The organism is Nocardia sp. CY15, from assembly GCF_009829295.1.
GTDB classification, from domain to species: Bacteria; Actinomycetota; Actinomycetes; order Mycobacteriales; family Mycobacteriaceae; genus Nocardia; species Nocardia sputi.
The window spans coordinates 148,896-171,723 of sequence record NZ_VUOT01000009.1; the positions used below are offsets into that span (position 1 = coordinate 148,896).

Genomic DNA, 22,828 nt, shown 5'->3' on the forward strand with positions numbered 1-22,828 from the left:
CGCACGACCGCAGAGCGAAAGGTCCGACCGTTGCGTCGTCCGTTCCGGATAGCCCTCGCCATCGTCGCCGTGATCGCGGGCCTCACCGTGCCCTTCCTGTCCGCGCACCCGGCACAGGCGGCGCCGACGGTGCGCTGGGAGACCCGGGTCAGCGACCGGATCCTCGACATCGGAGTCTCCTCGCCCAACCTCGAGGGTCCGGACTGGTCGGTCAAGGTGGTCCGGCTGCTGCTCCCGCCGGGGTGGTCCAAGGACTCCGCCCGCACCTGGCCGACCGTGTGGGTGCTGCACGGCGGCTTCGACGACCACAAGTCCTGGACCGACAAGGGCAACCTCGAGGCGCTCACAGCGGGCAAAGAGGCGATCTTCGTGCTGCCCGAGACCAGCTGGTGCAGCGCGTATTCCAATTGGTACAACGAGGGGCGCGGCGGTCCCCCAGCCTGGGAGAGTTACCTCCTGGACGACGTGCGCACCCTGCTGGAAACCAGCTATCGAGCCAATACGACGCGTGCCATCGCGGGCAACTCCATGGGCGGTCTCGGCGCCATGAAATTCGCCGCCGCACACCAGGGTTGGTTCAACTCCGCGGCTTCCTTCAGCGGCAACGTCGATCCACTGCACGATTCCGGCGCTCCCGGCGAGCCCGACAAGCCCGGCCGAGGCTGCGGCGCCGAGTGGCAACGGGTCTGGGGCGATTACATCGTCAACCGCGATGTCTGGGTCGCCAACAACCCCTACAGCCAGGCCGACGACCTCACCGGCATCCCACTGTTCGTCTCCTACGGCAAGGCCGACCCCGTGGAATCCGCCGCCTACGAACAGAATTTCCGCTTCGTGGACCGGCTGCAACAACTCGGAGCGCGGGTCGACGAACGCTACGTTCCCGCCCAAGGCCACAACTGGGATGCCTGGAAGATCCAGATGCAAAACGCTTTGCCGATGCTGCTGTCCTCGGTGGGAGCCGCGTAACCCACCGGCCGTCCAGGCCCTGCCGCGCCGTCGGTCCGCCGATCCGTCGTCGAGCGATGTCGTCCGCCGCGGCCGCAGTGGTCGTCGGAACGACGTGCGCCTGTTGCCTCAGTGTGGGGTCAGTTTGACGACCGGGATCACCCGTTCGGTCTTCTCCTGGTACTCGGCGAAGCCGGGCATGATCTCGACCATGGCGGCGTAGAGGCGATCGCGTTCCGGGCCTTCGGTGACGGGAGTCGCCGTGGCCAGGAGGGTTTCGGTGCCGATTTCGAGGGTGACCTCGGGGTTGGCGCGCACGTTGTGAAACCAGTCGGGATTGGTGGGAGCTCCCGCCTTGGACGCGATGACCACGAGGTCGTCGCCGTCGCGGATGAAGGCCAGAGGATTGGTGCGCGGAAGACCGGATTTGGCGCCGATGCTGGTGAGCAGCAGCAGTTCGCGACCGGCGAAGGGGCCGCCGACCTTGCCCTCGTTGGCGCGGAATTCCTCGATGATCTTGGTGTTCCAGTCGCCTGCCATGGCCTGTTCTCCTGGAGGGTCGGGTGCGCCGGGTCGTGGGCGAGCCTACCCAAGTCATCGCAGAGGCCGCTCGCCCGCCGCCGGGCTACGGTGGGTATCGCCGTTCGTCTACCGATCACCTCTGCTGGAGGCGCCTTGCGCACCATCGCTCGCGTACTGCTCGTCCTGACGGCCCTCGTCTGCGCCGCGGTGTCGCTACCGCCCGCGGCCCTCGGTGCGCCGGAAACCGTGCAGCTCGACGACCTCACCACGAGGAAACTCGACGAATTGCTGTCGCTGCGCGCTCAGGCGCCCGCCTCGGCGACCCGGGCGGAGCTGATCGAGTTGCTGTCGCGTCCGTTCCTCGGCACGCCGTACGGCGCGAACATGCTCGTCGGGTCGGCGACCGAGCCCGAACAGCTGGTCATCGACTTCCGCAGGGTGGATTGCTTCACCTACCTCGACTATGTCGAGGCGCTCAGCAGATACACCGACCGAACCCAGTTCACGACGAACCTGATCGAAACACGCTATGCCGGTGGACGAGTCGATTTCCGGCAGCGCAAACACTTCTTCAGCGATTGGGCGCACACCGCCAAGGTCGCTGCCACCGACGTCACGGCGACATTGAGCGCCGGGGCGGTCACCGTCGCCAAGCAGCTCAACGCGAAAGCCGGCGGCGGCAGTTATCTTCCCGGGTTGCCCGTGGTCGATCGCGCGATCACCTACATCCCCAGCGCTGCCGTCGACCAGGATGTCGTGAGCAGGCTGCGCACCGGCGACTACGTAGGCGCCTACACCGACCAGCCCGGCCTGGACGTCACCCACGTCGGCATCTTCGTGACGACCCCCGCGGGGCCGGTCTTCCGCAACGCGTCCTCGCTGGCGGCCGACAACAAGGTGGTGGACAAGCCTTTCGCCGAGTATGTCCGGTCCACTCCGGGCATCGTCGTACTCCGGGCGCGGTAAGCGCGGGCTCGGTTGTCGAGCCCTCGTTGCGAGTCAGGAAACGGGCGCGGGCTGCCGGACCGCCGATTTCGGCGTCGCGGCGAGTGTCTTGTCCAGGTCCGTGCGCAGGGTGGTGGCCGAGTCGAGCAAGTAGTTCTGCCGCACCTTCCACGGATGACGGTCGCCTTGTCGAGGGAAGTCGCCGATGGAGCGCTGGATGTAGCCGGAGGCCAGATCCAGCAGCGGGTGCTCCCCGAGGTCGCCTCGCGGCGCGGGCACCACGGCGGCGTAGCCCTTGCGATCCATGTGATTGAGCACCTTGCAGACCAGCCGGGAGGTGAGATCGGCGCGCAGCGTCCAGGACGCGTTGGTGTACCCGATGCACACGGCGAAGTTGGGGACGCCGGTGAGCATGGCCCCTTGCCAGACGAACTGCTCGGACAGATCGACCCGCGCACCGTCGACGCTGGGAGCGATACCGCCGAACGCGAGCAGTTGCAGCCCGGTCGCGGTGATCACGACGTCCGCCTCCAGCACTCGGCCGGACTTCAGCCGGATTCCCTCCGGCACGAAGCTGTCGATGTGATCGGTGACGACCTCGGCCTTGCCTTTCTTCATCGCCTTGAAGAAGTCCGCGTCCGGGACGGCGCACAGACGCTGGTCCCAGGGGTTGTAGGTGGGCGTGAAGTGCTCGGCGACGGCCTTGTCGTCCTTCAGGATGCGCGTGGTGAGGCCGGTGAGCAGCTTGCGCGCCGCTTCCGGACGACGCCTGCAGTACTGGTAGAAGCCGATGCCGAACAGGATGTTCTTGGTGCGGATCACGCGATGCGCCAGCCCCGGCGGAAGCAGCTCGCGGACTCTGTCGGCGATTTTGTCCCGGCCCGGCACGGGGCTGATCCAGGTCGGCGACCGCTGCAGCATCGTCACCAGCTGCGCCTGCTCCGCCATGGCCGGAACCAGCGTGACCGCGGTCGCGCCGCTGCCGATCACGACGACGCGCTTGCCGCGGTAGTCGAGGTCCTCGGGCCAGAACTGCGGGTGCACCACGCGGCCGGTGAACGAGGCTGCGCCGGGAAACTCAGGCGCGTACGGCTGGTCGTAGTTGTAGTACCCGGCGCAGGCGTAGAGGAAGCCGCAGGTCAGCGTGCGCTTCTCGGCGACGCCCGACTCGTCGCGGTGCTCGAGGGTCAACGTCCAGCGCGCGGCGCCGCTGTCCCAGTCGGCGGCGATCACCTTGGTGCGATAGCGGATGTGCCGGTCGATGCCGTGTTCGGCGGCGGTCTCGGTGATGTAGCGCAGGATCGAGGGACCGTCCGCGATCGACTTGGCGGCGCGCCACGGCTTGAACGGATAGCCGAGGGTGAACATGTCGGAGTCCGAACGAATGCCGGGGTAGCGGAACAGGTCCCAGGTGCCGCCCAGCGTGTCGCGGGCCTCGAGGACGGCGTAGGTCTTGCCGCGGCACTCGGTCTGCAGCCGGTAGGCCGCGCCGATGCCGGACAGTCCGGCGCCGACGATGACGACATCGAGGTGTTCCGGTGCTACGGCGGTCTCGCTCATCCCTCCAGTGTGCGAGCCGAGCGGACCGCATTCTTGACTTCGCGCGACAACTATTTGATTCTGGACGACATGTCGGTGATCCGGTCGGCGGGCTTACGCGGTTTCCGCGCGACCGTGGCCGAACTGGGCGGCGACGCCGAGGCAATGGCCATCGCGTGCGGCCTGCCGGTGGCCGCCCTGGACGCCGACGACTTACTGGTGCCCGACGAGCGGGTCGCGGCCGTGCTGGAACTGGCAGCGCACCGGCTGCGCTGCCCCGACCTGGGCTTGCGGATATCCCACCGGCAGGATTTGGACATGCTCGGTCCGCTCGCGCTGGCCATCCGGAATTCGCCGTCGCTGGCCGACGTGCTCGAATGCTCGGCGCGGTATCTGTTCCTGCACGCGCGGTCGCTCAGTTTGACGCTGGAGCCCGACCCCTATGGGGACCGCGGCGTGATCGCGCTGCGCTACGGCGTGCGGCCGGGACTACCGACACCGGTCCAAGGCACCGATCTGGGGCTGGCCTTCGTGCATCGCACCATCCAGCGCTTGGTGGACGACCGCTACGGACTGCGCTCGGTCGAGCTGCCCTACCGGCCGGAGGCCCCGGTCGCCGATTACGAGGAGTTCTTCGGCGCCCCGGTTCGCGTGGGGCGGCCGTTCGCGGCGCTGCGGGTGCCGAGCAGTCTGGCCAGCCGCCCGCTGACCGGTGGTGACGAGAACCTGCACCGGCTGGCCATGGCGTTCCTCGCCGAGCAGTCCGGCGACGCGGACGCGGCGATCGGCCCGCAGGTGCGCGCCGCCGTCCGGCAACTGCTCGGCACGGCCGCACCCGAGATAGGCGCGGTGGCAAGGCTGCTGACCGTGCACCCGCGCACCCTGCAACGACGTCTCGCCGCCGAGCGCACATCGTTCGCCGAGATCCTCGACGAGGTCCGCAGGGACGCGGCGCGCCGGTATCTGACCACGACGGATATGCCGATGAGTCAGGTCGCCTCGCTGATCGGGCTGTCCGAGCAGGCGACGTTCACCCGGTGCGCCCGAAGATGGTGGGGCACAACGCCTACCACAGTGCGACGCACCGGGGCGCAGACAACGGCGCACTCGCACAATACGTTCGGGTGACAGCTCGACAACGGTCCGGTGTCCGATTCGCCCGTTTCGGTAACGGTTGCCTCCGAAAGCTCTGCGCCCATTCCCTCTTCGACGCCGTGTCTTTACCGTCGATGACGGGGTAGGTGTCAACGGAAGGGGGACTCCATGAACACCGATGCCTGGCTCTCCCGGGTCACGGACACATTGACCCGCCTTCCCGGCTTCACCTCGCAGCAGCGGACTTTCCTCGCCGACGCGCTGGCGGAGCCGGGGCGCTACCTGCTCGTCCACCGGGATCCGGCCCGCACGCCCGACGGCCGCGCCCATGCGCTGCTGGTCTGCGGCAACGGACTTTTCGCGTTGCGCTTCGCCGAGAGCGTGCCGGGGGAGCTCGACGAGCTGCGCCGCGACGTCGAGGCTCGTTTCGGCAGAGTGCAGTTCGGGCGCGAGAAGGTCGTCGCCCACGATACGCAGATCGTCCTGCTCGTGCCCGCCGGGTTCGGCCCGCGCGTGGACGGCCGGTTCGCCGTCGCCGAGCCGGGCGAGCTCGATCGAGTGGTCCGTGCACGGCACCGGCAGTTGAAGCACAAACGGGTGCGGGCCATCGCGAACACCGTCGCCCACCAATCGGCCCGCGACTACGATCTGCTGGAGATCGAGGAGGCGACGCAAGACCCACCGGATCTCGCCCTGCTCGAACGGGCGCAAGTGCTCGCCCCCCAGCGTGACGCGGCACTGGGCATGTCGTTCCAGCATTGGATGACCTTCCTGGATCCCGAACAAGAATCGCTGGTCTCGCGCACGTACACCGGTCCCGCCCGGCTGGCCGGTCCGGCGGGCACCGGCAAGACCGTCGTGGCCCTGCACCGCATGGCCAGGCAGGCGAAACGATCAACCGGGCGTCAGTTGTACACCACGTTCGTCAAGACGCTCGTCCACTGCCAGGAAACCTACTTCCGGCGCCTGGCACCGGGAACCGAGGGAAGCGTCCAGTTCGCCGGATTGCATTCCTGGGCCCTGGATTTCCTCGGGCAGCGGATCGCGGCACCGAAACTCGATCCGCGCGGAGCCGACGAAGTATTCGGCCGGGTCTGGGAGCAAGCGCGATCCGACTTCGAGGACATCGAGCCGCACGAGAGCTATTGGCGGGAGGAGATCGACCGCGTCATCAAGGGGCGCGAGATCAACGATCTCGACGTCTACCAGCGCACGGAGCGGCACGGACGCCACGGCGTTCGCCTCGGCGACGACCGACGTGCCGACGTGTGGCACAAGCTGTACGTCCCGTACGTGAACGAGATGCGTGAGCGGGGCATCTCCGACTACAGCGACGTGATCGCCGTCGCGCTGGCCGAGATCCGTAACGAACCGCTGGCCGAACCCTATGACGCTGTCGTCGTCGACGAGGTGCAGGACATGACGCCGGCCGGGCTGCGGCTGGCCCACGCCATCGCCGGGGGCAACGGGTCCAGTCCGCTGCTGCTGCTCGGCGACGGCCAGCAGCAGGTGTACGCCGGAGGCTGGCGCATGGCCGACGCGGGCATCGACCTGCGCGGCCGCGGCGAGATCCTGCGGGTGAACTACCGCAATCGCCGCCGCGTCTGGGAGAACGCCGCCGGGATCGACGCGGTGAACGCGCTCGGCGATTTCGACGAGGCGGCCGGTGTGCTGTTGCGCGACGCCGACGTCACCCTGCCCGACGGTGTGGTGCACATCTGGCGTGGGCCGGATCAGTACCTGGAGTCCGCGCTCGTGAGCGGCATCCTCGGATGCGGGAAACCGCTGTCGGACATCGCCGTACTCACCCGCACGCGCCAGGAGTCCAGCCGGCTCGCCGGGGCACTGGACGCCGTCGGCATCGCCACGCTGCCCCTGGAGGACTACGACGGGACACTGTGCGCTGCGGTCAAAGTCGGGACGATACATCGCGCCAAGGGGCTCGACTTCGCAGCGGTCTTCCATCCGACCTGGTCCAGCGGCGCGCAACCGCGCACCGGCGCGAGCCGCGAACGAGCCGAACTCGCCGAGCGGCAGAAACTCGTCGCGGTCACCAGGGCGCGCGACTACGCGTGGATCGGCATCCGAGACGATCGTTCGGGGGCCGACCGGGCATAGCGGAACCCGCGGTCGTCAGGCCTTCCGACGCCCCGCGTCGTGCACGGAGTCGGCGGCCCGGCGCGTACCGATTCACCCGAGGACAGGGGCGAAGCCGAAGGCGGTGACCAAGCCGGGGTCGCCGAAGGCGGTGATCCGGATGATGGAGTCCTTCGTCGTGGTCAGCACCGCGATGCCGAAAGCTCGGTAGAAGCAGTCGGTTTCCCGGCGATAGGCCACTGCGGCGAGTTGCCCGTTGGCCGTCGCCGGGAACATCAACCACTCGCCGGGAGCGCCGAGGACCTGCTCGGCCAGGTAGGCGACACACGTGCGCTTGCCCTCGAACCAGGTGCCCGAAGGCGGCATTTCGAGCACGGCGTCGCGGTGTAGCAGGCGTTCGATGGCCGCGGGGTCGGCGCGGCGGAAGGCGATCATGTACTCCTCGAGCAACGCGCGTTGAGCGGGCTCGCTCGGCGGCACCGCCTGCTCCGCGGCCGCCGAGACCTCCGTGAGCCGTGCCCGGGCGCGCTGCAAGGTGCTCTTCACCGCCGCGATGCTGGTGTCCAGCGAGTCGGCGACATCGGCCGCGGGCAGGCCGAGGACGTCGCGCAGCAGCAGCACCGCGCGCTGCCTGCCGTTCAGATGTTGCAGGCAGGCGATGAGCGCCAAGCGCAGGCTGTCGCGAGCCACCGCGACACCGGCCGGGTCCGCCGACTCCCGCGTCACCAGGGCATCCGGCAAGGGCTGCAACCATCGGACGTCCGCAGGAGCGAGGACCGGCGGCGCGGTCGGGTCCGTGCCGGGGGCCCCGAGGCCGGACGGCAGCACCCGCCGCCCGTGGTGCCGCAGCGCGGTCAGGCATGCGTTCGTGGCGATCCGGTACAGCCAGGTCCGCACCGAGGAGCGGCCCTCGAAGGTGTCGTAGGAGCGCCAGGCGCGCAGATAGGTCTCCTGCACCAGGTCTTCGGCGTCGTGGATCGAGCCGAGCATGCGGTAGCAGTAGGCGAGCAATTCCCGGCGATACGGCTGGGTGCGGCGGCTGAATTCGGCGCCGGGCAGCGCACTGGTCGAGGTCATCCGCAGGTCCTTTCCCGGTCCACAGAACGTGAGCCGTCGCAGATATGACCGAGCGGGACGCCAAAAAGAATCGCTCGCCCCCCGATTCCTTCGCGTCGCTGGGGTGGTCGGCATTACGGGGATCACCGCGATTCCCGCACCGACCGAGGAGACTTCCGATGCAACTCGACGACACCGTGCGCACCCTGATCGACCGCCCACACGCCGCCGTCCTGGCCACCGCGAACGCGGACGGCCGTCCGCAGTCCTCGGTGATCTTCGTCGACTACGACGGCGACACCCTGCTGTTCAGCACGATCGAAGGACGGCTGAAAACCCGCAACATGAGGCGCGATCCGCGGGTGAGCCTGCTGGTGCTCAGCCGCGCCGACGGCCGGTACGCGGAGGTGCGCGGCCGGGTCGAGATCACCGACGACCCGGACAAGACCCTGCTGACCGCGATGTACGCCAAGTACATGGGTGGCGCGACTCCCCCACCGGAACCCGAGGCGCAGCGGCTGATCGTGCGCATCGTGCCCGAGCGTCTCTACCTCTTCCCGCCCGCTTGAATCGCCACTGGGAAGGCTCGATTCGGCCGCTAGACTCTCCGGGATCGACTGGGAAGGGGGCCGCATGGACGCGGTTATCAAGGAGGTCGCCGAGGAGGGCAAGCGGCTGATCGACCGGGCTTGGCTCGGCGAACTCAGCCGCGACCAAGCGGTGCACATGTTCGTCCAGGTCGGTGACGGTATGGTGCGGTACGAGACGGCGCTGACCATCATCGACGACGGCGTACAACGGCTGGCCGCCAACGCCAGGCGGCTGCGGATCCTGCGCTGGTGCGCGCTGCTGGAGCTTCCCGTGTTCGGCGGGTTCGCAGTTCTGGCGGTGCTGCTCGGGGATTACACCACTGCCGGGCTTTCGGTGCTGTTCCTGATGATTCTGCAGATCATCCACCGCACGATGCTTCCGCATCCACTGGCGGTTCCCCGCCAACCCCACACCTAGCCGGGCGTCCCGGAGGCCCTGCGGCGGTTGCCGTCCGCGCGTCGCGGCGGTGATTAGTGTGCGTTGCATGGATCGCACGACCAGCGCCTCCGGCGCCCATCCGTACGAACCGCACAGCAACGGCTTCGCCGCCAAGCTCAACTGGCTGCGAGCGGGTGTGCTCGGCGCGAACGACGGCATCGTGTCGACGGCGGGATTGGTCGTTGGCGTCGCCGCGGCGACGACGGAGACGGCGGCGTTGTTCACCGCGGGCATCGCGGGTCTCTCGGCGGGCGCGATCTCGATGGCGGTGGGCGAATACGTGTCGGTCAGCACCCAGCGTGACTCCGAACGGGCACTACTGGCGAAAGAACGCAGGGAGCTCAGCGAAGAGCCGGACTACGAGCTGGCCGAACTCGAGGGGATCTATCAGGCCAAGGGGCTGACGCCCGAAACGGCGCGCAAGGTAGCCGAAGAACTCACCGCGCACGACGCCTTCACCGCACACGCGGAGGCCGAACTCGGCCTGAACCCCGCCGAGCTGACCAACCCCTGGCAGGCGGCGTTCTCCTCGGCGGTGGCCTTCACCCTCGGGGCGCTGCTGCCATTGCTGGCCATCCTGCTGCCGCCGGTCACCGCGCGCATTCCGGTGACCTTCGCGGCCGTGCTCGCGGCGCTCGCGCTCACCGGGTCGGTCAGCGCCCGGCTGGGTGGAAGCCCGCGTGGCCGGGCCGTGGTCCGGGTCGTGCTCGGCGGTGCGCTGGCCATGGCCGTCACTTACGGAATAGGGCAGGCCGCCGACGTCGCCGGAATCTGAGCCGGAAGCCGTAATTCCGGACGCATCCGTCCCCGGAGCACGCCGGTGCCGGGCGGAGGCCATCGGCCTCCGCCCGGCACCGGGTCGATCGGTCGGGCGGTCAGCGCTTGAACGCGTTGCGCAGTTTGTCCGCGGCGCGCTTGACGTTGCCGCGAGTCTGCTCACCCCGCCCCTCGGCCTCCAACCGGGAATTTCCCGTCGCTCTGCCGAGGAATTTCTTCACGTTGCCCCGAGTCGCTTGTACCTGATGCGCGAGGCGATCTTCGAACTTCATGACGAATTCCTCTAGTAGTACCAGCGGCGGCCACCCACCGGACGGCCGACCGAGCCGGCCACCAGCAGGACGAGCCCGATGATCAGGACGATGATGCCCGCCGTGGTGAGCAGTGAAATACCGAGCAGCCAGCCCAGGACCAGGAGGATGAGGCCGAGGATAATCATTGTCGTGTTCCTTTTCTCTTGACTATTTCGCGGTCACAGGTTTCGAAGTCGACACCGTCGCGCCGCGATCGGTTCGGGCAGCGCCCGAACGGGGTGTGCGCAGCCACTGGCGCCAGGCCGGCTCGTTGGCAGTCCGGTCGGCCGGAGCAGGGGTGCCCGCCGCCAGATCACGCCGCACCGCCGCCATCTCGCGACGTGACTGCTTGAGTTCCCGACGCGCGGCCGCGCTGCGGCGGCTCACCCGCCAGGCGCCGGAGAGGACCAGTGCCAGTCCGAGCATGCCGACCGCGCCTAGCACGACGCCGTAACCGAACAGCGCTCCGGTGGAACCGTGGAAGTGGTAGTCGAATACCGCGAAATCGCTCGTCAGTTGCTGAGCGGGGCCGGTGTTGCCCACCACGGCGGCAACTCCGATAATCACGGCCGCGATCAAGGCGACGAGCCCGATGATGATGATCATGGCAATCCTTGTTGCGTCGAGTCGTTTGACAACTCCGCTATTCCCGGCGTACGGGCGGTCAAACGCGACGAAAAGGAAAGTTTGAGCGGGCCGAATCGGTCAATGCGAAATGCATGACCTACACAGTTACTCTGCACAACGTTACGCGTGAGTCCGCGTCGGCGATCGAATCCGCGCTGCGCGGCGTCAACGGCATCGATTCCGTCGACATCGACGTCCCGTCGGAGCGCGCGCTCGTGAACTCGACCGACCTCACCTACGGCGAAGTCCTCGACGCGATCCGCCGGACCGGAGCCTCCGCCTCCTGATCGGATCGTTCCGCCGCCCGGCTACCTGACCGATCTGCGCGGGCACCGGCGGGACCGCCTCCGTCCCGTGGCGGGCAGTCCGCCCGGCATCCAGCGACCTCACTCGTCGAACGGCTGGCGGTGCCGCTACCCGTAGAGGTTCCGGGGAGAAGTGGCTCGGTCTCGGCCTCCGGTCATGGAACGGCTTCCGAGCTGGTCGGATTCGACGCCGACACCGTCGCGGCACGCGCTCGCGCCACCCTGGCCACCAGGTCGGCAGTCATCGCCGACACCAGTGCGCACGCACGGAGCACCGATACGGCGCTCGGCCGCTGAACGGCCGCGCATGTCGGCCCCGGCCCGCCCGCCGATGGTTCTCGGCCGCACGCTGGGATCGGGGTCGAGCAGAATCGCTGCGTGAGCGACCTTCCGGCGCTTCGATTCCCGGCATCGAGAACCACTCGCCCTGTCGTGTACACCGATGAAATGGGGCGAGCGACGATGATCGCCCCACCTGCTGCCGCTCCAAGCGCCAGGCTTTCATGGTCCCCCGAGCCTTCGGGGCGACCGCATCGGCAACCGCGGGCGGAGCACGACGAGTATGATCTACGCCACATAGCCTGTCAACTACAGGAGACATGCTGATCATGGGGGAGGTTCACGCTACGCACCCGTTCACGCGGGCTCTCAACAAGCTCATCAACGGAATGCACCCGCCCGTGGGCAAAGACGGACGCGCGCAGCAGATCACCCACCGAGCGCTGGCCGCGGACATCCACCGCGCCACCGGAGCGCGCCTGTCCGCCAACTACCTCTGGAAGCTGCGTACCGGGCAGGCGGTGAACCCGTCCTACGAGACGCTGGAGGTGTTCCGCGGCTACTTCGGGCTCGACAGCCTGGATCCGTTCACCGATCCGCAGCTGGCGGCGGCGCGGGGCAGCGAGCTGGCATTGATCAACGCGCTCAGGGGAAATGTCGAGCAAGAGGTGCTCGAGCTGGTGCTGCGTGATGGTTTACGACAGGGCACGGTCCGCGCGGATTCGGTACTGGCGATGCTGGATGTCCTGCGGCGCATCGAGAACGAACAGTGCCAGTGAGCGATGGCGATCGCGGCCGGGCGCACACTCTGACACGAGTTCGGCCACCTGCTCGCCGAACCGCAGGCCGCGGCACGGGAGCGAGACGACTGCTAGCCACTGTTTCGTGACGCGTGCCGCGTTCGCCAGGACACAGGTGGTCCCGCGACCTCGAGATCAGTACGGACGGCTCGGCATTCGCACCCGCCGGATCGGCACCACCGTCCACCAGGTGACGCAGCGCCACACCCATTCCAGTGGGCCGTACTCGAACAGCCGCAGCCAGAGGGCACTCAGCGCCGCCTGCACCACGATGATCGCGACCGCCGACCCCAGAACCGTCGCGTAGTCGTCGGAGCCGGACAACCCCAGACGCGGTGCGGCGAGCAGGATCACAGCGGTTGCGCCGACGTAATTGCTCAAAGCCATGCGCCCCAGCGGCCGCAACACCTCCGCCAGCACCTGACCCGGCTCGATGCGCAGCAACAGCAGCAGCCCGGTGGAATAGGCCAGCGCGCCCAATAGGCCCGCCACCGCGATGGCCGGGGTGGACCACAATTCGAGATACGGCGTGCGGTACTCCCACCTGCCCGCCAGTATCGCGGCGGGCAAGGCGAGGGCGAAGACCACAGCGATCTGCAGCCCCCGCTCGTCCAGAGTGTCCACAATCCCGGCGCGAGCGGTGGCGAGGCCGAGCAGGAACAACCCGGGCGCCAGGGCCAGCCCACCGCCCAGTGCCAGCGCTACGCCGAAGGTGCCGGCCAGGCCCGCCACCAGCACCACCCAGTTCGGCAGCGCCGACGCGGGCAACAGGACCACCAGCCCGGCCAGCGCGTACGGCAGCAGCGCCTCCCCCGGCTGGAAATACTGATGGACCAGGCCGATGACCCCGAGCGCGAGCAGGCGCCGGATCAGGACCAATCGCGGGCGCTCGCCGCACTCCGCCGCCTTGTCCAAGAGCAAGGCGAAGCCGATCCCGAACAAGAACGCCAACATCGGGAAGAACCGCCCCTCGAACACCACCGACAGCACATGCCGGATCGGATGCATCACCCCCGACCCATCCGTCGCCGCCATCCCGGTGATCCGCCAGATGTTCACCACCAGGATTCCGCACAGGGCGAAACCACGGACCGCGTCCAATTCCTCGATGCGTAGCGGATCCGCGTCGTTGTGCATGAACTTCACGGTATCGAGCAGCCGCCCCGGAACCGGGTTCTCGCGGCCGAGATGTCGCACACATTGATTAACGCACTAACTGTTCATGCGATAACTTGAATGCGGACCAAGGAGGCTCGATGGAGAGCGAGATCGACGATCCCCTGCGTTTGGATCGGCAGGTTTGCTTCGCGCTGGCGGTGGCGAACCGCGCGGTGCTGGCCGTCTACCGGCCGCTGCTGGAGCCGCTCGGCCTCACCCACCCGCAATATCTGGTGATGCTCGCGCTGTGGGGCGAGGCGCCGATGTCGGTCAAAGCGATCGCCGAGGCCGTCCAGCTGGACTCACCCACCCTGTCGCCGCTGCTCAAACGCCTCGAAGCCGCCGGGCTGATCAGCCGCGAACGAGACAACCGCGACGAGCGCAACCTGGTGGTGAATCTGACCCCGGCCGGGGCCGAACTGCGCGCGCGAGCCGAGCGCATCCCGCCCGCCGTCGTGCGCCGCCTCGGCGTCACCCTGGCCGACCTCGAGGAGTTGCGCGAAGCCCTCACCCGGGTGAACGAGGCGGCCCGCCGGTCGGTGCTCACCGAGCCCGACGCCCTGTCCCCTCACCGAGGAGCCCAGGCATGACCCGAGAGCGGCGACGGCCCGGTCCGATCCAGTGGATCGGCTATGCCCTCGGACGACGTCTGCCCGATTCGATGCGCGAATGGGTACGCGACGACTTGACCGGCAGATTCGCCGCCGCCAGGCACGTTCTGCGCGGGATGGTGCCCTTCACACCGCTGTTCGCGGCATTCCTGCTGTTCCCCGGCGAACTGTGGCTGCGCGGCGCCATGGTCCTGCTCGCGCTGCTGCTGGCCCTGTTCTACACCGTCGCTTTCATGCCGATGAACCGCGCGCACCGGCTCGCGAAGCACGGGTTGCCCGCCGATCTGGAGAATGCGCGGCGAGCCCAGCGCCGAGCCCGGGAGCGCGCGAGGTACGCGGCCCAGCACCCGCGCTGACTGTCGCGCTCCGCAGCGGGTCCGGTGATGGTGGTTTCCACCTAGGGGCTGGCGGCGAGACCCACGAACGCCGCGAACACCGCCAGATGGACGCCGCCTTGCAGCAGTGTCGCCCGCCCCGGAACCACCGTCAGCCCGCCCACCACGACGGTGAGGGCCAGCAGAACCATCTGGGTCGAGCCGAGACCCAGTACCAGAGGGCCCTCCAGCCAGATGCTCGCCACGGCGATCGCCGGGATGGTCAGGCCGATGCTGGCCATGGCCGAACCCAGCGCCAGATTGAGACCGATCTGCACCTGATCGCGGCGCGCTGCCCGTACCGCGGCCAGCGTCTCTGGCAGCAGCACCAGCAGCGCGATCACCACCCCGACCGCCGATTGCGGTAGACCCGCCGACTCGACGGCCGTCTCGACGGCGGGCGAGACCACCTTCGCCAGACCCACCACGCAGATCAAGGCGATCAGCAGCAGAGCGAGAGCGGCCACCGCTGCGCGCACGCTGGGGGACTCGGCGTGCTCGTCACTCTCGGTGACCACGCCGTCCGCCTCGACCGGCAGGAAGTCGTCCGGATGACGCACGGTCTGCACCATCACGAACAACCCGTACAGCGCGAGCGAGGCCACCGCGGCGAAGGCCAGCTGCGCGGGCGAGAACTCCGGACCAGGCTTGCTCGTGGTGAAGGTCGGCAGCACCAGGCTGAGCGTGGCCAGCGTCGCCACGGTGGCCAGCGCCGCTCCGGTGCCTTCGGCGTTGAACACGGCTACTCGCCGCCGCAGGGCTCCCACGAGCAGGCAAAGACCGAAGATGCCGTTGCAGGTGATCATCACCGCGGCGAAGACCGTGTCGCGAGCCAGAGTGGCGGTCTTGTCGCCGCCCTGGCTCATCAGTGTGAGGATGAGCGCGACCTCGATCACTGTCACCGCGACCGCGAGTACCAGGGAGCCGAACGGTTCACCGACCCGGAACGCGACCACCTCCGCGTGGTGCACCGCGGCGAGCACCGCCCCGATCAACGCCAGCACCACGATCGTCACCGTCACACCGGGCAGACTTCGGCCCCACGTCGCCGCGAGGGCGAGGACTGCGAGGAGTGGTACGAGTACGGTCCAGCGGGCAAGCAACACACGGATCATGCCCACCATCGTCCCAGCAAATGATCCGCATCCTGGTCGGGTGATCAATCTCCGCCACCCGGCCGCGGGCTCAATCGTCCAGATCGATGCGCAAGCTGAGCAGATCGGTGCCGACCAACCGGACGGCCGCGCTGTTGGCGCGCGGCAACGCGACCAGGCGGGCACGCGGATCGTCGTCCGGCAACAGGTGCGCGGTGCCCGTGTGCCAGCGGCCGTGCAGCCGCAGCCGGACCCGATTGTCGGCCTTGATGTTCCGGACGTACTGCGACCGCTCGCCGAACTCCGAGACCAGCCAGAATTCCCGCCCGACCTTTCGTCCGCCGATCGGGGTGATCCGCGGCTGCCCGCTGATCCGGCCGGTGGTTTCCAACAGGGTCTGTCCGGGCAGTGTGCGGAGGATCGGGTTGCCGACCCGGCGCTGCAACGCCGTCACCACCCGATGCTGCATATCGCGCAAGTTCGGCATGCCGCGACGGTAACACCGGCGGCACTGGTGGGTGGGCTTCGCGGCCTGGGCGATTCGGGCGTCGAGCAGGGCACCGGCACGCGCATGTACAGGCGCCGAACACCGAACGCGACGCCCGCGGTATCACGCGGTATCGGCCGTCCGAGCGACCGCGCCGGGCTCGGGAGACCTGCTCGAGCAGATAGGCGAGTTGCCATGCACACCAACATCTCTGTGATCTTCGACACTGATATGCAGCGCGGCAATATCTCTCGAGGCTCCGCCTGACTATGCGGCGACCAGCACGATTCCGAGAGCCGGGCCCGAGCGGAGACGTCGCATTCGCGCGTCGGCCCGACCGGTGTGAGGGCGCGAAACCACGGGCGGAACTGCGTTTTACGCGCAGCGGCCGCAAAGACTCGATCCTCCGCGCGGCGTAGTCGATCGCCGCGGGCGCCGAGTCGATGTCGTTATGGAAGAACATCCGGCAAGGAATCGACCCCGTGCCCGTCGATAGGTGAGAATTTGGCGGTGCGCACCCAGTTCACTGCCGAGCTCATCGCGTTGACGAATGATCTGACGCTGATGTGCACGCTCGCCCACGACGCCGTCGAGCGTGTTACCGACGCGCTCGTCGACGCCGACCTCACCGCGACCTACGAGGTCTTCGCACTCGACGAGCAGTTGCAGAAGATGTACGGCGCGTGCGAGGCGCGCACCGTGGTGCTGCTGGCGTTACAGGCGCCGGTGGCGCGCGACCTACGGCACGTGGTGACCGCGATCCAGATCGCCGGTGAACTGTCCCGCATCGGCTGGCTCGTCAGCCGGGTCGCCGACAAGGTGTACCAGAGTCATCCCGGACACGTGGCGCGGCAACCCATCCTGGACATCCTGGCCGCGATGGGCAAGCTGGCGGCCGAGCGCACGGCGTTGGCGGGGCAGGCGGTCGCGGGTCACCAAGCGCTGTCCGAGCAGACACCCCCCGGACGCCCGATGGAAACCCTGCACGAGCAACTCGATTCCGCGCTGCGCGACCAAGCGTCCCAGCCGTCCACCGAAGTGGCGATGGATATCGCGTTGCTGGGGCACCACTTGGAGCGCTGTGTCGACCACACGGCACGCATCGATCGGCTCATCCGCTTCCTCGACACCGGAATTCCCCCGACCGCCCAGCCCGCCGACGAGGAATGAGCCGCAGCCGAGCGCGGGTCAGGCCCCGTCGAGCAAGGGGAAGCGTCCGGAACCGAGCAGCCCCGCGATCGCGTCCATCTTCGCCTGCGGTGCGGCGTAATCCGGATGGGCACGCAGCACCGAAGCGGCGTCGTGCAACCGGATCATCTGCTGTTCTGCCTCGGCCGCGGTGCGGCCGCCCACGCTGACCGGATGGCGCGCGTACACCGGTGTAGGCCGGTCGACGCGCCCGAGAGCGAGTGCTCGGTCCACTCGGCGCGAACAGCGGCAGAACGCCGCCGGGTCGACCAGGCCGCAGGTCGCGTTCAGGAAGTTCCCGAGTCGTTTCTTCGCTCGCTGCAATCGCTTTCGATAGGCGGCGGAGGTGATGCCGAGGATCCAGGCGGCTTCGGTCGAGCTCAGTTCGAACACGTCGCCGAGCACGAAGGCGATCCGTTCGTCGCGGGCCAGGCATTGCAGCATGCCCTGACTACAGGTGAGCCGCACCTCGGCGGTCAGAAGCACCGCTTCCGGTCCGCGATAGTCCGCCTCGGACAATCCGTCCGCCAGCCCGTCCCGGTAGGCGTCCAGGCTCAGTTGCGCGGCCTCCTGCGGGGTCTGCCGCCGCAGATTCAGCAGATAGTTGACGCCGATGCGGTAGGCCCAGGTGAGCAGCCGAGCCTCGGCGCGCCAGGTGTGCAGATGGTCGAGGACGCGCACCATGATGTCCTGCGTCGCGTCCTCGGCCTCCGCGGGCCGCCAGACCATGCGCAGGGCCAGCCGGTAGAGCGGGTCCTGTAGCAGGCGCACCACCTGGGTGACGGCGTCCCGGTCGCCCGCGACCGCGCGGGCGACCATGGCCTTCTCCTCCGCCGCGACCCGGTCGTGCTCAGTGCTCATCCGGCCATCATTCGGCCCGCGTCACGGTCGGCGCAAGCGCCGCCGGGTCACACCGCGGGCGCGGTCACGACCGGGCAGCCGCTGCGATCAGGGCGTGCCGGTCGAGCCACCGCGCGACCGCCCGGCCGATCTCCTCCGGCCGGTCCTCCGGCGCGTGGTGGCCCGCCGGGCCGATCGGCGCGACCTCGGCGCTCGCGAAGGCGTTCGCGGCCCAGTCGATCACTTCCGCCGATCCCAGCCCTACGCCGTTCTCCAGCGCCATCAACAGTTTGGGCACGTCCGGTGTCGCGGCGGCCCACACGCCGTAGTTCCGGACCAGTGCCACCACGTCGGCGGGTTCTCCGTCCAGGGGGAACTCCCGCGGCCATACCAGCAGCGGCTTGCGCGATGCCGGAGTCGGATACGGCGCCCGGTACACGTCGTGGTCCTCGGCCGCCAGGTCGGCGACGCCCTTCGGCAGGTTGAACTCGATGAAAGTGTTCTCCTCCAATATCATTCGCTCTCCTTCGGCGGAGCGGAACTTCCGGAACAGTTCGGCGCCCAGCGAAGGCAACTCCTCCCAGCGCATCGGCCGCAGGAACGTCTCGATCAGCGCGATGCCGCGCACGCGATCCGGATGCCGAGCGGCCCAATCCATGCCGAGCGCGCCGCCCCAGTCGTGCCCGACCAGCACCACCTGGTCCAAGCCGAGCGCGTCGAACCAGCCGTCCAGGTAGGCGGCGTGATCGGTAAATCGGTAGCCGCTGTCCGGCTTACCCGACTCCCCCATCCCGATCAGGTCCGGCGCCAGTGCTCTGGTCCGGTCCGCGACATGCGGAATCACATTGCGCCATAGATAGGACGAGGTCGGATTGCCGTGCAGGAACACCACGGGGGTCTCCCCCACGCCGGTGTCGCGGTAGCTGAGGAACGAGTCGAGTACGTCGACGGTGGGCATGATGCGGTCCTTTCGGGTGGCGGATTGCTCGCCTGTATCCGTTTCGACACGCGATCTCCGCTGCCTGTGACCGGTCCCCCCGTGAGCATGGTCACATCTTTCGGTCCCGACCGCGCCGTCATCCCACGGAAACATCCGTACTCATGCAGTAGTTGCATGGCCGAAACTGAAGATCGGCTGAGAAATTTTCCGGACCCTGGGAACGAACTTGCCAATCTACACCGCACATATCTACTGTTCTGATACGTAGAACCAAGCGTGATCGAGACTCGTGCCGACGTCCACGGAGAGGGATCTCCCCTGGTCACCGGGACCGGATCCCGATCACCCCTGATCATCACGAGTGAGTCCGGAGCAGGCGCGGCTCGACACCTCGGGACCTCCCCCTCATCAGCCCCGTGGTGTCGTCCCAGTGCGGTTTTCGGAGTGGACAACCATCCGCACAACCGCGCGGCTCCCCAGGCCTCCTCGTGATAAACCGCCCCCGAATCGGCGCCGGCACGGCGATTCGGGGGCGGCCCCACTCTTCTGCCCACCAGCCCCGGCCTACCGCCCGCTATCCCACAGCTGTGCCGAATCTCATACGCGCCGTTCGGTTGTGCGAACCCCGGCACTGGATACGTTGACGCCGGTTACAGTTTCACTGGGGTTCGGCGTTAGGAAGTGCGATGAAGTCCACAGCGCAGCGGTTGGCTCTGATCGGCGTAACGGTCGCGGCTTCCGTCGGACTGCTCTCCTGCTCTTCCATTCGGCCCAGCGAATCGACGGCGGTGGAATGTGGTCCCGGCGGCCGGGCCTGCGCCGACGCGCCCGCCCCGATCCCCGGTCGCGACGCCCTCGCCCTCTTGAACTCCCTGCGCGTCGCCGAGCGCGCGCCCAGAACCGGCTACAGCCGCGACGAATTCGGGCCGCCCTGGTCGGACAATGTGTCGGTGCCCGGGGGCAACAACGGCTGCGACACCCGCAACGACATTCTCCAGCGCGACCTCACCGACGTGACCTTCAAATCGGGCAAGTGCATCGTCTCCACCGGTACGCTCGCCGACCCCTATACCGGTAAGACCATCAACTTCAAGCGCGGCACAAGGTCTTCCGACGACGTGCAGATCGATCACGTCGTCGCGCTCTCGGACGCCTGGCAGAAAGGCGCACAACAACTTTCCGCCGAGCGCCGCCGTGACCTGGCCAACGATCCGCTGAACCTGCAAGCCGTCGACGGGCCCACCAACCAGTCCAAGAGCGACTCCGACGCGGCCGAGTGGCTGCCACCGGTCAAGGGTTACCACTGCGCGTATCTGACGAGGCAAATCCAGGTGAAGGCGGCCTACCAGCTCTGGGTCACCCCGGCGGAGAAAGACGCCATGGTGCGAGTTCTGACCGCCTGCCCCTGAGCCGCACGGAACTCGAACGCCACCTTCCGAACGGATCATGCCGTACGCGCCCGGCCGCACGGATTTGCGACGTCACGGCTCCGAACGGTAAGTGACGGCGTTCGTCACGCGACGCCGATGTACTGGTGGTCCCATCGGATCCGGCCGTCGTCGTCGAGCGCGATGACGTCGTAACCACCGCCGACGACGGCGCCGTCGGCATGGGTCACCATGTGCCAGGAGAGCCCGATCAGGTTCACCGACAGCAGCACCGCAGGCTCCTTCGACGCGAACAGGTGCTCGCCGGGGGCGACGAACTCGTCGTACGCGCGGTCGACGCGCTTGGCGAGCGCCTCGTGACCCCGGATCTCCACGGTCGGGATCGGGAAGGACAGCGCGGCCAGCGCCTCACGCATCGCCTCCGGTGGGTCCACCAGTACTTGCGCCCCGTCTTCGGACCACAGCCGCCGGATCCGCTCGCGCCTGGCCGCGGCGTCGGGCTCGTTCCACAACGCGACGTACTGTTCGGCGAAACGCGCGAGTTCCTGCTCATCGAGTTCATTGCTCATGCGGCAGAGTTTCGTCCTCGTCCGAAGCGTGTGCGATTCCCCGCAGGGTATGGCGAGCGACAGCGCAGCGCCCGATACTGCTGCTATGACGACGGCGACCGAGTCCACCGGGTTCGCCCGGCAGCTCAAGCATTGGCGGACGCTGCGCCGGGTCAGCCAGCTCGACCTCGCGATCCGCGCCGACACCACGCAGCGGCATCTGAGCTTCCTGGAGCAGGGCCGCTCACGTCCGGGACGCACCATGGTGGTGCGACTGGCCGAATCACTGGAGTTGTCGCTGCGTGAGCGCAACGGACTATTGCTGGCCGCGGGATTCGCGCCGATCTTTCCCGAAACGGAACTCGACACCCGGGAATTGGCGCCGGTTCTGGAGGCGTTGCGCGCCATCCTGGACGGCCATCAGCCCTACCCGGCGCTGGTCGTACAGCCCTACGGCATCCTGGTCGCCGCCAACGCCGCCTTCGACGTGCTGACCGAGGGGGCCGCCCCCTGGTTGCTGGAGCCGCCGGTCAACGTGCTCCGGCTCGCGCTGCACCCGGACGGCTTGGCCGCCCGCGTGCTGAACCTGCCGGAATGGGGGAAACACATCACCGAGGCGCTGCGCAACCGGATGGCACGCAGCCCCGATCCAGCCTTGGACGAACTCGTCGAAGAGCTGGAAACCTATCTTCCGCAGGCCGATCCCGGTCCGGACCACCTCGGTTTCGCGGTGCCGTTGCGCCTGCGCTGCGCTGAAGGCGAATTGCGTTTGATCACCACACTCACTTCGTTCGCGACCGCCGTCGACGTCACGCTCGCGGAGTTGCAGCTCGAGGCGTTCCTGCCCGGTGACGAGCAGACCGCGCGCATCCTGCGCGACCGCGCGGCACGGCGCTGAGCGGGATGGCGCTCACCAGCCCCGCGCCGCCGCGAGCAGCCGGCGATAGACCAGCTCGACGTGCGAGCGGGCGGTGGGACCGGGACGACGCACCAGGAACGCCGTGTTGATCGGCGGGTCGTCCGGTTGCAGCAGCGTGACAAGCGCTCCGGAATCCAGTTCGGCGGCACAGAGATAGCGCGGCAGCACGCTGATCCCCGCGCCCGCCGCGACCGCCGAAGCCACCGCGCGTAGGTCGGAGACGACGACCGCGGCCTCGGCGACGAGCCGGACACCGAAGACGTGCCGCCAGTACCGCCGCAGGATCGGCAGGTCTGGGGCGTAGCTGACCAGTGGGATACCGGACAGTGCGGCCGAGACCCTGGCCCGCGACAGCTCGCCGTCTACTCGCGCGGCGATCGGCGGCGCGGCGACGAGCACGAATTCCTCGTCGCACAGTGGTTCGGCGACCACTGTCCGGCCTCGAGGGCGGACGGTCGACACCACCAGGTCGAAGTGTCCCGCGCGCAGGCCGCCGAGCAGATCGTCGGACAGCCCGGCGGCGACCGCCAGCCGCACGCCCCGATCGACCAGCGGCGCGAGCGCCGGGAGCGCGTGGACCGCGAGGAACTCGGCGGGCCCGGCCAGCCGCACGGCGGGCTGGGGCGTGGGCTCGGCACGGTGGTCCGGGCCCGCTACGGTGTCCAGCGCGTCCAGGGGCGCGGCGACGCGCGCCGCCAACTCGGTCGCCGCCGCGGTCGGCGACACGCCGCGCGGCAGTCGCTCGAACAGTCGCGCGCCGAGCCGCTTCTCCAACGCCTGCAATTGCCCGGTTACCGTCGGCTGGGACAGCCCGACCAGCCGCGCTCCCGCGGTGATCGATCCGGCCCGGTGTACGGCCAAGAACGTGCGCAGTTGGTTCAGATCGACATTCCCATCGGAATCCCTATCGCTCACAGCGAAATTCTATTCTTCCGCTGATGCGAGTCGCGCAGGAACGGGCCGTCCAGC

27 protein-coding genes are annotated in these 22,828 nt (G+C 68.3%); 14 read left to right on the forward strand and 13 right to left on the reverse strand.

Features of this window, described 5'->3' with window-relative positions; genetic code table 11:
- Positions 1 to 30 precede the first annotated feature (30 nt).
- Positions 31 to 969, forward strand: a complete 939-nt coding sequence (locus GVY39_RS13905; RefSeq protein WP_159924294.1) for an alpha/beta hydrolase family protein — start codon at positions 31 to 33, stop codon at positions 967 to 969.
- A gap of 108 nt (positions 970 to 1,077) precedes the next feature.
- On the opposite strand, the gene GVY39_RS13910 is transcribed toward GVY39_RS13905, so the two are convergent.
- Positions 1,078 to 1,488, reverse strand: a complete 411-nt coding sequence (locus GVY39_RS13910; RefSeq protein WP_159924296.1) for a nitroreductase family deazaflavin-dependent oxidoreductase — start codon at positions 1,486 to 1,488, stop codon at positions 1,078 to 1,080.
- A 135-nt stretch (positions 1,489 to 1,623) separates the two neighbouring features.
- Here GVY39_RS13910 and GVY39_RS13915 point away from each other — a divergent pair, with 135 nt between their 5' ends.
- Entirely contained in the window at positions 1,624 to 2,436 is an 813-nt protein-coding gene (locus GVY39_RS13915) for a DUF1460 domain-containing protein (protein ID WP_159924298.1), read from the forward strand.
- 33 nt (positions 2,437 to 2,469) lie between these two features.
- On the opposite strand, the gene GVY39_RS13920 is transcribed toward GVY39_RS13915, so the two are convergent.
- The gene (locus tag GVY39_RS13920) at positions 2,470 to 3,975 is read right to left on the reverse strand and encodes an NAD(P)/FAD-dependent oxidoreductase (RefSeq protein ID WP_159924300.1); all 1,506 of its coding nucleotides are present in this window, start codon (positions 3,973 to 3,975) and stop codon (positions 2,470 to 2,472) included.
- A 33-nt stretch (positions 3,976 to 4,008) separates the two neighbouring features.
- Between GVY39_RS13920 and GVY39_RS13925 the strand changes: the two genes are divergently transcribed.
- Entirely contained in the window at positions 4,009 to 5,082 is a 1,074-nt protein-coding gene (locus tag GVY39_RS13925) for an AraC family transcriptional regulator (protein WP_236565448.1), read from the forward strand.
- Between the two features lie 135 nt (positions 5,083 to 5,217).
- Positions 5,218 to 7,167 (forward strand): UvrD-helicase domain-containing protein, encoded by a 1,950-nt coding sequence (locus GVY39_RS13930; protein ID WP_159924302.1) that lies wholly within the window; start codon positions 5,218 to 5,220, stop codon positions 7,165 to 7,167.
- Positions 7,168 to 7,239: 72 nt separating this feature from the next.
- On the opposite strand, the gene GVY39_RS13935 is transcribed toward GVY39_RS13930, so the two are convergent.
- The gene (locus GVY39_RS13935; protein ID WP_159924304.1) at positions 7,240 to 8,223 is read right to left on the reverse strand and encodes a sigma-70 family RNA polymerase sigma factor; all 984 of its coding nucleotides are present in this window, start codon (positions 8,221 to 8,223) and stop codon (positions 7,240 to 7,242) included.
- 158 nt (positions 8,224 to 8,381) lie between these two features.
- On the opposite strand from GVY39_RS13935, the gene GVY39_RS13940 reads away from it, so the two are divergent.
- The 3 genes from GVY39_RS13940 to GVY39_RS13950 all read left to right on the forward strand — a co-directional run bounded on the left by GVY39_RS13940 (position 8,382) and on the right by GVY39_RS13950 (position 10,006).
- On the forward strand, positions 8,382 to 8,771 hold the full coding sequence (locus GVY39_RS13940) for a PPOX class F420-dependent oxidoreductase (RefSeq protein ID WP_159924306.1): 390 nt from the start codon (positions 8,382 to 8,384) through the stop codon (positions 8,769 to 8,771).
- Between the two features lie 64 nt (positions 8,772 to 8,835).
- Positions 8,836 to 9,210 (forward strand): hypothetical protein, encoded by a 375-nt coding sequence (locus GVY39_RS13945; protein WP_159924308.1) that lies wholly within the window; start codon positions 8,836 to 8,838, stop codon positions 9,208 to 9,210.
- Between the two features lie 67 nt (positions 9,211 to 9,277).
- On the forward strand, positions 9,278 to 10,006 hold the full coding sequence (locus GVY39_RS13950; RefSeq protein ID WP_159924310.1) for a VIT family protein: 729 nt from the start codon (positions 9,278 to 9,280) through the stop codon (positions 10,004 to 10,006).
- A 100-nt stretch (positions 10,007 to 10,106) separates the two neighbouring features.
- On the opposite strand, the gene GVY39_RS13955 is transcribed toward GVY39_RS13950, so the two are convergent.
- Genes GVY39_RS13955 through GVY39_RS13960 form a run of 3 tightly spaced genes read right to left on the reverse strand, consistent with a single transcriptional unit; the run spans position 10,107 to position 10,907 of the window.
- The gene (locus GVY39_RS13955) at positions 10,107 to 10,280 is read right to left on the reverse strand and encodes a CsbD family protein (protein ID WP_159924312.1); all 174 of its coding nucleotides are present in this window, start codon (positions 10,278 to 10,280) and stop codon (positions 10,107 to 10,109) included.
- Positions 10,281 to 10,291: 11 nt separating this feature from the next.
- Positions 10,292 to 10,447 (reverse strand): DUF6131 family protein, encoded by a 156-nt coding sequence (locus GVY39_RS33900; RefSeq protein ID WP_085994835.1) that lies wholly within the window; start codon positions 10,445 to 10,447, stop codon positions 10,292 to 10,294.
- Positions 10,448 to 10,469: 22 nt separating this feature from the next.
- On the reverse strand, positions 10,470 to 10,907 hold the full coding sequence (locus GVY39_RS13960) for a hypothetical protein (RefSeq protein WP_159924314.1): 438 nt from the start codon (positions 10,905 to 10,907) through the stop codon (positions 10,470 to 10,472).
- 113 nt (positions 10,908 to 11,020) lie between these two features.
- Here GVY39_RS13960 and GVY39_RS13965 point away from each other — a divergent pair, with 113 nt between their 5' ends.
- A complete protein-coding gene (locus GVY39_RS13965; protein ID WP_159924316.1) occupies positions 11,021 to 11,215 on the forward strand; it encodes a hypothetical protein in 195 nt (64 codons plus the stop codon).
- 626 nt (positions 11,216 to 11,841) lie between these two features.
- On the forward strand, positions 11,842 to 12,291 hold the full coding sequence (locus GVY39_RS13970) for a hypothetical protein (protein ID WP_159924318.1): 450 nt from the start codon (positions 11,842 to 11,844) through the stop codon (positions 12,289 to 12,291).
- A gap of 156 nt (positions 12,292 to 12,447) precedes the next feature.
- Here GVY39_RS13970 and GVY39_RS13975 read toward each other — a convergent pair whose 3' ends face one another.
- Positions 12,448 to 13,449: a DUF418 domain-containing protein gene (locus tag GVY39_RS13975; protein WP_159924320.1), complete on the reverse strand. Its 1,002-nt coding sequence runs from the start codon at positions 13,447 to 13,449 to the stop codon at positions 12,448 to 12,450.
- A gap of 119 nt (positions 13,450 to 13,568) precedes the next feature.
- On the opposite strand from GVY39_RS13975, the gene GVY39_RS13980 reads away from it, so the two are divergent.
- Positions 13,569 to 14,060: a MarR family winged helix-turn-helix transcriptional regulator gene (locus GVY39_RS13980; RefSeq protein ID WP_159924322.1), complete on the forward strand. Its 492-nt coding sequence runs from the start codon at positions 13,569 to 13,571 to the stop codon at positions 14,058 to 14,060.
- Positions 14,057 to 14,437 (forward strand): DUF5313 family protein, encoded by a 381-nt coding sequence (locus GVY39_RS13985; protein WP_159924324.1) that lies wholly within the window; start codon positions 14,057 to 14,059, stop codon positions 14,435 to 14,437. Before GVY39_RS13980 ends, GVY39_RS13985 begins: the two co-directional genes overlap by 4 nt.
- A gap of 41 nt (positions 14,438 to 14,478) precedes the next feature.
- Here the strand turns inward: GVY39_RS13985 and GVY39_RS13990 are convergent, their stop codons facing one another.
- Both GVY39_RS13990 and GVY39_RS13995 read right to left on the reverse strand, forming a co-directional pair.
- Entirely contained in the window at positions 14,479 to 15,570 is a 1,092-nt protein-coding gene (locus GVY39_RS13990) for a calcium:proton antiporter (RefSeq protein WP_201295220.1), read from the reverse strand.
- A 70-nt stretch (positions 15,571 to 15,640) separates the two neighbouring features.
- A complete protein-coding gene (locus GVY39_RS13995) occupies positions 15,641 to 16,036 on the reverse strand; it encodes a nitroreductase/quinone reductase family protein (protein ID WP_159924328.1) in 396 nt (131 codons plus the stop codon).
- 510 nt (positions 16,037 to 16,546) lie between these two features.
- On the opposite strand from GVY39_RS13995, the gene GVY39_RS14000 reads away from it, so the two are divergent.
- Positions 16,547 to 17,206: a PhoU domain-containing protein gene (locus GVY39_RS14000; protein ID WP_236565449.1), complete on the forward strand. Its 660-nt coding sequence runs from the start codon at positions 16,547 to 16,549 to the stop codon at positions 17,204 to 17,206.
- Between the two features lie 18 nt (positions 17,207 to 17,224).
- Here the strand turns inward: GVY39_RS14000 and GVY39_RS14005 are convergent, their stop codons facing one another.
- Positions 17,225 to 18,085 (reverse strand): RNA polymerase sigma factor, encoded by an 861-nt coding sequence (locus GVY39_RS14005; RefSeq protein WP_159924330.1) that lies wholly within the window; start codon positions 18,083 to 18,085, stop codon positions 17,225 to 17,227.
- A gap of 64 nt (positions 18,086 to 18,149) precedes the next feature.
- On the reverse strand, positions 18,150 to 19,022 hold the full coding sequence (locus GVY39_RS14010) for a haloalkane dehalogenase (protein WP_159924332.1): 873 nt from the start codon (positions 19,020 to 19,022) through the stop codon (positions 18,150 to 18,152).
- A 668-nt stretch (positions 19,023 to 19,690) separates the two neighbouring features.
- Between GVY39_RS14010 and GVY39_RS14015 the strand changes: the two genes are divergently transcribed.
- Positions 19,691 to 20,413 carry an HNH endonuclease family protein gene (locus tag GVY39_RS14015; RefSeq protein WP_159924334.1) on the forward strand — a complete coding sequence of 241 codons (723 nt, stop codon included), beginning with the start codon at positions 19,691 to 19,693 and terminating at the stop codon, positions 20,411 to 20,413.
- A 104-nt stretch (positions 20,414 to 20,517) separates the two neighbouring features.
- Here the strand turns inward: GVY39_RS14015 and GVY39_RS14020 are convergent, their stop codons facing one another.
- A complete protein-coding gene (locus GVY39_RS14020; RefSeq protein WP_159924336.1) occupies positions 20,518 to 20,961 on the reverse strand; it encodes a hypothetical protein in 444 nt (147 codons plus the stop codon).
- Positions 20,962 to 21,046: 85 nt separating this feature from the next.
- On the opposite strand from GVY39_RS14020, the gene GVY39_RS14025 reads away from it, so the two are divergent.
- On the forward strand, positions 21,047 to 21,838 hold the full coding sequence (locus tag GVY39_RS14025; RefSeq protein ID WP_159924337.1) for a helix-turn-helix domain-containing protein: 792 nt from the start codon (positions 21,047 to 21,049) through the stop codon (positions 21,836 to 21,838).
- 12 nt (positions 21,839 to 21,850) lie between these two features.
- Here GVY39_RS14025 and GVY39_RS14030 read toward each other — a convergent pair whose 3' ends face one another.
- Positions 21,851 to 22,774: a LysR family transcriptional regulator gene (locus tag GVY39_RS14030; protein ID WP_159924339.1), complete on the reverse strand. Its 924-nt coding sequence runs from the start codon at positions 22,772 to 22,774 to the stop codon at positions 21,851 to 21,853.
- Between the last annotated feature and the right edge of the window lie 54 nt (positions 22,775 to 22,828).